Source organism: Halorubrum sp. Ea8 (assembly GCF_002252925.1).
Taxonomy (GTDB): Archaea; Halobacteriota; Halobacteria; order Halobacteriales; family Haloferacaceae; genus Halorubrum.
This window is the reverse complement of the sequence record NZ_NHPF01000075.1, coordinates 1-9,917: the sequence shown is the minus strand read 5'-3', so window position 1 is coordinate 9,917 and position 9,917 is coordinate 1. Positions and strand designations below refer to the sequence as shown.

The 9,917-nt window shown below is 71.1% G+C and carries 10 protein-coding genes; 5 read left to right on the top strand and 5 right to left on the bottom strand.

The features are described 5' to 3' along the window. Positions 1–258 precede the first annotated feature (258 nt). Together DJ74_RS07770 and DJ74_RS07765 are read left to right on the top strand one after the other, a co-directional pair. Complete coding sequence (locus DJ74_RS07770; RefSeq protein WP_094523274.1) at positions 259–534, top strand: PadR family transcriptional regulator; 276 nt, start codon at positions 259–261, stop codon at positions 532–534. 130 nt (positions 535–664) lie between these two features. Continuing rightward, complete coding sequence (locus DJ74_RS07765; RefSeq protein WP_094526877.1) at positions 665–2,005, top strand: aminotransferase class III-fold pyridoxal phosphate-dependent enzyme; 1,341 nt, start codon at positions 665–667, stop codon at positions 2,003–2,005. An 8-nt stretch (positions 2,006–2,013) separates the two neighbouring features. Here DJ74_RS07765 and DJ74_RS07760 read toward each other — a convergent pair whose 3' ends face one another. Next, positions 2,014–2,712, bottom strand: coding sequence for a non-canonical purine NTP pyrophosphatase (locus DJ74_RS07760; protein WP_094526876.1), 699 nt, complete (start codon positions 2,710–2,712; stop codon positions 2,014–2,016). A gap of 117 nt (positions 2,713–2,829) precedes the next feature. On the opposite strand from DJ74_RS07760, the gene DJ74_RS07755 reads away from it, so the two are divergent. The 3 genes from DJ74_RS07755 (at position 2,830) to DJ74_RS07745 (ending at position 6,085) form a co-directional block, all read left to right on the top strand. Then, positions 2,830–3,246, top strand: coding sequence for an SHOCT domain-containing protein (locus DJ74_RS07755; protein WP_094523987.1), 417 nt, complete (start codon positions 2,830–2,832; stop codon positions 3,244–3,246). A gap of 183 nt (positions 3,247–3,429) precedes the next feature. After that, positions 3,430–4,755: a 5'-deoxyadenosine deaminase gene (locus tag DJ74_RS07750; protein ID WP_094526875.1), complete on the top strand. Its 1,326-nt coding sequence runs from the start codon at positions 3,430–3,432 to the stop codon at positions 4,753–4,755. Positions 4,756–4,885: 130 nt separating this feature from the next. Then, positions 4,886–6,085 (top strand): DUF4382 domain-containing protein, encoded by a 1,200-nt coding sequence (locus DJ74_RS07745; RefSeq protein ID WP_094526874.1) that lies wholly within the window; start codon positions 4,886–4,888, stop codon positions 6,083–6,085. A 74-nt stretch (positions 6,086–6,159) separates the two neighbouring features. Here the strand turns inward: DJ74_RS07745 and DJ74_RS07740 are convergent, their stop codons facing one another. The 4 genes from DJ74_RS07740 to hemC all read right to left on the bottom strand — a co-directional run bounded on the left by DJ74_RS07740 (position 6,160) and on the right by hemC (position 9,527). Further along, a complete protein-coding gene (locus DJ74_RS07740; protein WP_094523984.1) occupies positions 6,160–6,561 on the bottom strand; it encodes a hypothetical protein in 402 nt (133 codons plus the stop codon). Between the two features lie 158 nt (positions 6,562–6,719). After that, entirely contained in the window at positions 6,720–7,424 is a 705-nt protein-coding gene (locus tag DJ74_RS07735; protein WP_254922150.1) for a uroporphyrinogen-III synthase, read from the bottom strand. Between the two features lie 116 nt (positions 7,425–7,540). Further along, the gene (gene cobA / locus DJ74_RS07730) at positions 7,541–8,356 is read right to left on the bottom strand and encodes a uroporphyrinogen-III C-methyltransferase (RefSeq protein WP_094526872.1); all 816 of its coding nucleotides are present in this window, start codon (positions 8,354–8,356) and stop codon (positions 7,541–7,543) included. Beyond that, the gene (gene hemC / locus DJ74_RS07725; protein ID WP_094526871.1) at positions 8,349–9,527 is read right to left on the bottom strand and encodes a hydroxymethylbilane synthase; all 1,179 of its coding nucleotides are present in this window, start codon (positions 9,525–9,527) and stop codon (positions 8,349–8,351) included. Before hemC ends, cobA begins: the two co-directional genes overlap by 8 nt. Positions 9,528–9,917 lie beyond the last annotated feature (390 nt).

The window sequence follows — 9,917 nt, the reverse complement described above, 5'->3', positions numbered from 1 at the left end:
TCTAAGATCCGCCGAGTCTAGCGTCCGTCGGCCCTCGACTCCGGCGATCGACCCGACTCATCCGTCGCTCCGATCCGACATATCAAATCCCGGATCCTCGGTCGGCGGGCCGATTCGGACCCGATCCGGTGGGTCGTAGTTGCCCGACTGACACGACGAAACCGGAAATATCGAGTGACTGCGGGGGTCGAACCGCTGATCGATGCCGTTTATAACGGTATATTTATTTATTTAGAACGGCAATGTCCGGTCAGTTGCATGTACGACCTCACGGGTTTTCAGCGTGACCTGCTCTACGTGATCGCCGGCCTGGACGAGCCCCACGGGCTCGCGATCAAAGAGGAGCTGGAGGACTACTACGAGAAAGAGATCCACCACGGCCGGCTCTACCCCAACCTCGACACGCTCGTCGAGAAGGGCCTCGTCGAGAAGGGCCAGCGGGACCGGCGCACGAACTACTACACCCTGACCCGCCGCGGCCGACGCGAGATCGAGGCCCGGACGGAGTGGGAGACCGAGTACGTCGACCACTGAGCGGTCGGTTCCGTCTCCGCGGTCCCTCCCTCTCGCCTCTCTCTCCCCGCGCCGCGAGCCGCGGTTGGATGTTTCTCCAACGACCGCCGAATCGCCCCGGATTTATTCCATCCGCGTGCCACGCGTCACCATGGATCGCCACACGGCCACGCCCGACGTCACGGACCTCCCGGGCGATCGCGCGCGGGAGTGGGTCGACTACCACCACGAGTCGGCCGCGCCGAGCACGTACGTCTACGAGTTCGTCTGGGACCGCACCGCGCCCGCCGAGGGCCCGTTCTGCACCGACGTCGACGGCAACGTCCTCATGGACTTCACGAGCCACGTCGCCGCCGCGCCGCTCGGGTACAACAACCCGAAGATCATGGAACCGCTCGCGGAGTTCGACCTGGTCGACCCGCTGAAGATCGCGGGTCAGGACTTCTACGTCGCCGGCGGCGAGTCGCCCGGCGACGGGCTCCCGGGCTCGTCCGGGCTGATGGAGCGGCTCACCGAGGTCACCGACCACTACGACATGGACACCGTCTTCCTCTCGAACTCCGGGGCCGAGGCGGTCGAGAACGCGATCAAGATCGCGTACGACGACTCCGGCGGCGCCAAGCACGCGATCACCTTCGACGGCGCGTTCCACGGGCGGACGCTCGGCGCGCTCTCGCTCAACCGGTCCAAATCCGTTTACCGCCGGGAGTTCCCGGAGATCAGCGGCGTCCACGACGCCCCGTTCTGCGACGACCGGACCTGCACCCCGGAGACCTGCTCGTGCGGCTTCTTCGTCGACGGCGTCTCTCGGCTCCGGGAGAAGCTCGACCCCGAGCGCGGTCACATCGACCCGGACGACGTGGCGTACCTCATCTTGGAGCCGATCCAGGGCGAGGGCGGCTACCGGTTCCCCTCCGAGGCGTTCACCGACGAGGTCGCCGCCCTCGTCGACGAGCACGACATCACCCTGATCGCCGACGAGATCCAGTCCGGCGTCGGTCGCACCGGCGAGATGTGGGGGTCCGACCACTACGCGCTCGAACCGGACGTGATCTCAAGTGCCAAGGGGCTCCGCGTCGGCGCGACGGTCTCCCGCTCGGACGTGTTCCCCGAGGAGAAGAGTCGGCTCTCGTCGACGTGGGGCGCCGGCGACGTGATCGCCTCCGCGCAGGGCGCGCTCACGCTCGACGCCATCCGGGAGTACGACCTCATGGACAACGCCACGGTCCGGGGCCGACAGTTCAAGGAGACGATCCGCGACGCCGACCTCCCGGGCGTGACCGACGTCCGCGGGAAGGGACTGATGCTCGCGCTCGACTTCGACTCGAAGGAGCGCCGCGACGCGGTCCAGAAGGGCGCGTTCTCCCGCGGGCTGCTCACGCTGGCGTGCGGCCACGACGTGCTCCGGATCCTGCCGCCGCTCGACGTCACCGAACGCGAGATCGACCTCGGCTGTGACCTGTTGGCCGCCGCCATCGCCGAAACGGCCTGAACGACGCGTTACCGGTCCGCGTACCACTCCGCGAACTTCTCTAACGCCCGCCCCCGGTGTGACACCGCGTTCTTCCGGTCGGTGTTCATCTCGGCGAACGTCTCGCCGTCGTGTTCGAAGATCGGGTCGTAGCCGAAGCCGCCGTCGCCGCGCGGCGCTACGATCCGCCCGGGGACGTACCCCTCGAACAGCTTGACCGGGAGCGCGTCGGTCGATTCGCCCGCGCCGTCGGCGTTCGATTCGCCCGCCCCGTCGCCGTCCGATTCGCCCGCCCCGTCGTCAACAGCTCCCTCCCCGTCCGGTCCGGCCGCGGCGGCCGCGTCTCGGTCGCCCCGGTCGACGGGGTCCGGGCTCGCGGCGAACCCCTCGCCGTCGCAGTAGCCGAGCGTGCAGCGGAACGCGGCCCGGCGGTCGTCGAGGCCGGCGGCGATCTCGTGGACGCGCTCGACCCCGAGCGTCTCCTCCACGTACGAGGAGTACGGACCGGGGAACCCGTCGAGCCCCTCAACGAACAGCCCCGCGTCGTCGACGAGCACCGGCTCGCCCGCGTGGCGGTACGCCTCCCGCGCGCCCCGCGCGGCGATCGGCCCGAGCCCGTCGGCCTGGATCTCCGTGTAGTCGAAGTCGAGTCGCTCCACCGAGCCGTCCGGCAGGTACCGCTCCGCCTCGCGCACTTTCCCGGGGTTCGTCGTCACGTATCTGAGCACGGATCCGGCTGGGGGCGGCCGAAACGAATAGCCGTCGGTCGCGGGCGCCGCCGCGGTCGACCCGCTCGGCGGACCGCCGGCAGTACGCTTTTGTTGGTTCGTCGGAATCTCCCGCGTATGTCCCTCCCGACGTTCGAGAAAAAGCGGCTGATAGGGCTCGTCGCGGTCCTCTCGTTCGGGCTCACCTCGCTGTTCGCCGTCCTCCTCCCGGGGGCGTTGGGGCCGCTGATCCCCGCCACGTTCATCCTCGGCTTCTTCGTGATCATCCCGCTCGTGCTGCTGCTCGGCGAGGACTTCCCGCTCGTCGAGTCCGGGGACGCGGCCGGTGCGTCGGCCGCGACGACCGCGGCGGCCGGGGATCCCCTGGAGACGCTCCGCGAGCGGTACGCCACCGGCGAGATCGGCGAGGAAGAGTTCGAGCGCCGGCTCGACCGACTGCTGGAGACCGAGGATCTGAAGGGGCGAATCGACGCCGACGCCGCGGACCGACGCGACTCCCGTGACCGTCGCGAGCGCGAGACGGAACTGGAGTAGCGGACGGGAGAACGCGGCGTCGACCGCTCCGTCGGTCGCCGTCGCTCGCCGCCGACCCGCGACCAGCGCCGCCGATCCGCGCCGCTCGCCGCCGATCCGCGCCGCTCGCCGCCGACCCGCGACCAGCGCCGCCGACCCGCGAAGGACACCCTCTTAAGAATCGACCATCAGGAACGGACGGACATGTTGATCGCCGGAACCGTCATCGCCGATCCGGAGACCGTCGTCCCCGACGGCGCGGTCGTCGTCGAGGGCGCGACGATCGCCGCGGTCGGCGCCGCCGCCGCCCTCCGCGAGGAGTACCCCGACCACGAGCGCCGCGAGGTCGACCTCGTCGCGCCCGGGTTGATCGGGGGCCACGTGCACTCGGTGCAGTCGCTCGGCCGGGGGATCGCCGACGACGCCGCCCTCCTCGACTGGCTGTTCGACGCCGTGCTCCCGATGGAGGCCGCGATGGACGCCAAGGCGACCCGCGCCGCCGCCGAGCTCGGGTACCTCGAATGCCTCGAGAGCGGGACGACGACCGTCGTCGACCACCTCTCCGTCAACCACGCGGAGCAGGCGTTCGAGGCCGCGATAGACACGGGGATCCGCGCGCGGCTCGGGAAGGTGCTGATGGACCGGGACTCCCCGGACGGACTCGTAGAGGACACGGACGCCGCGCTCGCCGAGAGCGAGGCGCTCGTCGAGGAGTACCACGGCGCCGCCGGCGGTCGGATCCGGTACGCGGTCACCCCCCGGTTCGCCGTCACCTGCACGGAGGCGTGCCTGCGGGGCTGCCGCGAGCTCGCCGACCGCCACGAGGGCGTGACGATCCACACCCACGCCAGTGAGAACGAGGACGAGATCGAGACCGTTGAGGCCGACACGGGCAAGCGGAACGTCCTGTGGCTCGACGAGGTCGGGCTCACGGGACCGGACGTGACGCTCGCCCACTGCGTCCACACAGACGAGCGCGAGCGAGAGGTGCTCGCCGAGACCGACACGGTCGTCACCCACTGCCCCTCCTCGAACATGAAGCTCGCCTCCGGGATCGCCCCGGTCCACGACTACCTCGACCGGGGGATCGCGGTCGCGCTCGGCAACGACGGCCCGCCCTGCAACAACACGCTCGACCCGTTCACCGAGATGCGGCAGGCGAGCCTCCTCGGGAAGGTCGACGCGCGCGACCCGACCCGGCTCCCCGCCGCGACCGTGTTGGAGATGGCGACGACGAACGGCGCGCGCGCCGCCGGCTTCGACCGACTCGGCGCCCTTCGAGAGGGCCACCGGGCCGACGTGATCGGGCTCACCACCGACCGGACGCGCGCCACGCCGATCCACGACCCGCTCTCGCATCTCGTGTACGCCGCTCACGGCGACGACGTGGTCTTCACGATGGTCGACGGCGAGGTCCGGTACGAGGGCGGCGAGCACGTCGGGACCGACGCCGACGCGGTCCGCGAGCGCGCGACCCGACAGGCGAAGCGCGTGGTCGACGAAGCGGGCATCGACACGGCCGATCCGTGAACGGTCGCTCAGACGTCTCTCGTCGGTGTCTATCCGGCTAATCCAGACGATTGAAAGCGGTTTGATCCGCATTAATTCGGGCTGAGAATCTCCGTTATATACCCGTCCGGGGCGCGTAGGGCGAATCACCATGACGGACCGACCGCGGACGACAGGCGACGACCGCTCTCAGGACACCCCCGCCGACGGCTTCGGACGACGTGAGTTCGTGGCGCTCGGCGCGGGCGCGAGCGCGACGCTACTCGCCGGCTGCGCCGGCGACGGTGCGCTCCCCTCGTCGGACGGCTCGGACGGCTCGGACGGCTCCGACGGCTCGGACGGCTCCGACGGGTCGCAGACGCTCACCGGTAACTTCCGGCTCCTCATCAGCGACGCGCCGGCCGACATCGGCGACTTCGATCAGCTGAACGTCACCCTCGACGAGGCTCGGATCTTCGAGGCACGGGACGAGGACGACGACGAAGACGATGACGACGAGGACGCGGAGCCCGACGAACAAGAGACAGACGGTGAGGACGACGGCTCCGAAGAGGCCGGGAACGCGACCGAAGCGGAGAACGACCCGCCGAACGGAACCGCGGACGAGGACGACGTGGAAGGCGATGCGGAGGACGACGTGGAAGGCGATGCGGAGGACGACGAGGAAGGCGATGCGGAGGACGACGTGGAAGGCGATGCGGAGGACGACGAGGAAGGCGATTCGGAGGACGACGAGGAAGGCGATGCGGAGGACGACGGGAACGAAGACGAGGAGGACGACGAAGACGGAGACGCGGAGGAGCGCGGCTTCACCGTCGTCGACCTCGACGGCGCCACTGTCGACCTCACGCGGGTGATCGAGGAGGACGCTATGGCCGTGTTCGACGGTGAAATTCCGGCGGGAAGCTACGAGAAGATCGAGCTCTCCGTCTCCGCCGTCGAGGGGATCGTCGACGGCGGGGAAGTCGACGTGAAGCTCCCGAGCGAGAAGCTCCGGATCACGAACGGGTTCGAGGTCACGCCCGACGAACCAGTCAGCTTCGTCTTCGACATCAACGTCGTCAGGCGCGGTCCGAACAACGGCTACATCCTCAAACCCGTGATCTCCGGGAGCGGGGTCGCGGGCCGGGACGTCGACGTCAACGAGATCGACGACGATGACAACGAGGACGAATCCGACGACGACGCCGAGGAAGCGGACGGGTCGGACAGCGACGAGGACGAATCCGCCGCCGACACCGAGGAAGCGGACGGGTCGGACGGCGACGAGGACGGGTCCGACGGCGACGGCGCCGCCGAAAACGAAACCGACGGTGCCGGAAACGAGACCGCCGCCGGCAGCGACAGCTAACCGCGGTACAGCGATTCGGGCAAGGCCGGCGTCGCTCGAACCGGCACCGGCTTCTATTTGAAACGAGGACCCGCCTACGACGACGTCTCGGCGGAAGGGACGGCGGTCGACGGACGCTTCGCCCACTCCAGCGCGGGGTCGGTGTCGTTGAACGCCTCGGTGTCGACCCCTTCGACGTCGATAGTCCGCTTGAGGTAGCGGCGCTTCGAGCGCTCGCCGACGACGGCGAACCGGTCCACGCCGCGGGCGACGGCGATCTGGGCCGACTCCCGGAGCGCCCGCCGCCCGGCGTCGGAGCAGGGCCGACTCGTCCGCACGAGGATCACGACGGCGTCGACCGCGCGGTCGGCGGTGACCGTCCGCCACCGATCGAGCAGCGCCTCGCTGTCGGCGGGGCTAAGCCCCGTTCCGTGTGGGAACTCGACGACTAGCACCTCGTCGTCGGTCCGCAGCGACCAGCGCTCGCTCGGTTGCATGTCATTGCTTCTCACCTGTCGGATAATAAATGTGCGTTCCAAATTATCTGATCTGATTCCTTGCGACAGGGCGGACGCGGCGGATCGCGTCGGAAGCGCACCGAGCGACGGATTCCCGGCCGTGTGGTCGAAGCGAGCGAACGTATCGGTCCCGAGAACTACCGGTCCGGACCGACGTCACCGTCCGTCGCCGCCGCCACGACCGCCTCGGCGAGGGCCGCGAAGTCGGCGTCCCCCGGAACGACGTCGACGTCGATCCCGTGTTCCGCCGCCGTCTCCGCGGTCGGCGGGCCGATCGCGCCCACGGTCGCGTCGTCGAGGCCGGCGATCGCCGCCTCGCGGATCCCCCGCTCGTCGGCGGCCTCGAGGAAGTGAGTCACCGTGAGCGACGAGGTGAACGCGGCGGCGTCGAGGTCGCCCGCGGCGGCCCGCTCAGTGGACTCGCCCGCCCCCTCCGGCCGTGTCAGCCGGTACAGCACCGTCTCGTTGACCGTCGCGTCGGCGTCGCGGAGGCCCTCGATCAGCACGTCGCTGCCGTGGTCCGAGCGGGCCACCTCGACGGCCTCGCCGGCGACGCGCCCGGAGAGCGCCTCGACCAGCCCCGCCGAGGTGTACTCGTCGGGGACGACGTCGACGGTCCAGCCGGCCTCGCGCGCCGCGGCGGCGGTCGCGGGGCCGATGGCGACGAGCGTCGCGTCGCCCGGCTCCCAGCCCGCCTCGGCCGCGAGCTCGACGCCGGTCTTGCTCGTGAGGACGACGTACGGCGCCGCGGCCGGCACCGCCCCCGTCGCTTCGACCGCGAGCATCGGGTCGGCGACCGGCTCGGCGCCGAGCGACTCCAGCAGCGCCGCGGCGTCGTCTATCCGCTCGTCGGCCGGGCGGAAGACGGCGACGCGGGGGGCGTCGTCGCGCCCGGCGGTCGCGTCGCGTTCGCCGGCCGCGGCGTCGCCCTCGCCGCCGCCGACCGCTCCGCGGTCGCTCACGCGTCGTCACCCCGCCCGCCGTCGTTTCGGAGGAACTCGACGACCCGGTCCCGGGCCGCGGCCACGTCGCCGATCACGGTGATCGCGGGCGGCTCGATCCCGGCCTCGTCGCGGACTTCGACGATCGAGTCGAGGGTGCCGGTCGCGACGCGCATCCCCGGCCACGTCGCGCGCTCGACCAGCGCGACGGGGGTGTCGCCGGCGAGCCCGGCGTCGCGGAGCTCGGCGGCGTACGCGGGCAGCTTGCCGACGCCCATCAGCACGACGATCGTCCCGCCGGTCGCGGCGAGCGTGTCCCAGTCGACCGCCGACTCCTCTTTCGTCGGGTCCTCGTGGCCCGTGACGAAGGAGACGGAGGAGGCGTGATCGCGGTGCGTTACGGGGATCCCGGCGACTGCGGGCCCCGCGATCGCCGAGGTGACGCCCGGGACGACCTCGAAGGGGACCCCGGCGTCGGCGAGGTGTTCGGCCTCCTCGCCGCCCCGGCCGAAGACGAACGGGTCGCCGCCCTTCAGCCGCACCACGGACTTCCCCTCGCGCGCCAGCTCGACGAGCCGACGGTTCGTGTACTCCTGCGGGGTCCACTCGCCGCCGGCGCGCTTGCCGACGTCCTCGCGCTTCTCGGCCGGGATCTCTCCGAGTATCTCCGGGCCGGGGAGCTTGTCGTGGAGGACCACGTCGGCCGACTCGATCAGCCGGGCGGCCTTCACGGTCAGCAGGTCCGGGTCGCCCGGGCCGGAGCCGACGAGGTAGACGGTGCCGAGGTCGGCCGATTCCCCGCCGTCGTCGCCCTCGATTTCCCCCTCACTCATCGTCCGCCTCCTGCCGGGTCCCCTCGTCGGTCTCGGCCTCCTCGCGGGCGGCGGCGATCAGGTCGGCCGCGCCCCGCTCCGCGAGGTCCGCCGCGAACGACTCGGCCGCCTTCGCGTGCGACCGGATCGGGAGGTCGCGGGTGTCCGCCACCTCCTCGGTGCCGTCGGTAGAGAGCACGCGGACGCGGGTGTGGACGTGCTCGCCCTGCACGAGCGCCGAGACGCCGATGGGGGCGACGCAGCCGCCGTTGAGTTCCCCGAGGATCGTCCGCTCGACGGTGACCGCCACCCGGGTCCGGGGGTGGTCGACCGCGGAGCGCACGTCCTCGATCACGTCCGGGTCGGTCGCGGTCACCGCGATGGCGCCCTGGCCCGCCGCGGGAACGAACTCCTCGCGGGGAAGCCGGGTCGTGGGAATCTCGTGGAACAGGTCGGAGCGCCGGAGCCCCGCCTCCGCGAGGACGACGGCGTCGTACTCGGTCTCGACCTTCCGCTCCATCGCCGAGCGCTCCAGGTCGGAGAGCGAGTCGAACCACTCCTCGACGGTGCGGTCGAACTCCTCGTCGATCTCGGGGTCGTCGCCGTCGGCGTCCTCGGCGCCGTCTTCGGCGTCGTCAGCACCGCTCTCCTCGGCGGTCATCGCGCTCGCCTCGCCCGAGGCGATCAGCCGGCGCTCGTGTTCCGCCTGGAGGCCGGGCGCGAGCAGCTTCTCGATCCGGGTGTCGACGTTGCCGCGGAGCGGCTCGACGACGAGGTCCGGGCGCGCGGCTTTGAGCTGGGCGGTCCGCCGGAGCGAGCCCGTCCCGATCACCGCGCCCGAGGGCAGGTCATCGATCCCGACCCCGTCGGGGTGGACGAGCACGTCGCCCGAGGGCGCGCGCTCGGGGACGCCGGCGACGACCATGTCGTCCATCCCCTCGGTCGGCACGTCCTTCAGGGAGTGGACGGCGAGGTCGGCGTCGCCGCCGAGCACCTCCTCGTCGAGCGATCGGACGAAGGCGCCGGTCTTCCCGAGCCGGTGGATCAGCTCGTCGGGGATCTGGTCGCCGCGGGTCTCGACGCGGCGGAGTTCCACGTCGCGTCGGCGGCTCGACAACGCGTCGCGGACGGTCCCGGCCTGCCGGAGGGCGAGGTCCGACCCGCGCGTGGCGAGCCTGAGGGTCTCGGTCATACCTGACCGGACGGTCCCCGCGTTCAAAAGGGCATTAGTTCGGGCGTCGCGCCGGAACGCGGACGGAAGGAGGGCGTCGCGCCGGAACGCGGACGGAAGGAGAGCGCCGCCGCGACAATTTATAAACAGAACCGGCGTGCGCCTGCGAGCGGCCGTGAGGCCGCGAGCAGACCGCACGAGGGAGGTGGCGGTCCGGCGCGGCCCCGCCCGCGCCGGGCCGTCCGCCGAGGTTGGGGAGGCGTGAGGATGCGTGAGGATGCGGTGCAGGCGGGCGGGACTCAAAGGGGCAGCCGCGAGGACGGCGCAGGCGATGCAAGCACCGCAACGAGGGAGCGTCAGCGACCGAGTGAGGCGCACAGCGAGCGTGCGCCGCCCTCGCGGCTGGGGCTT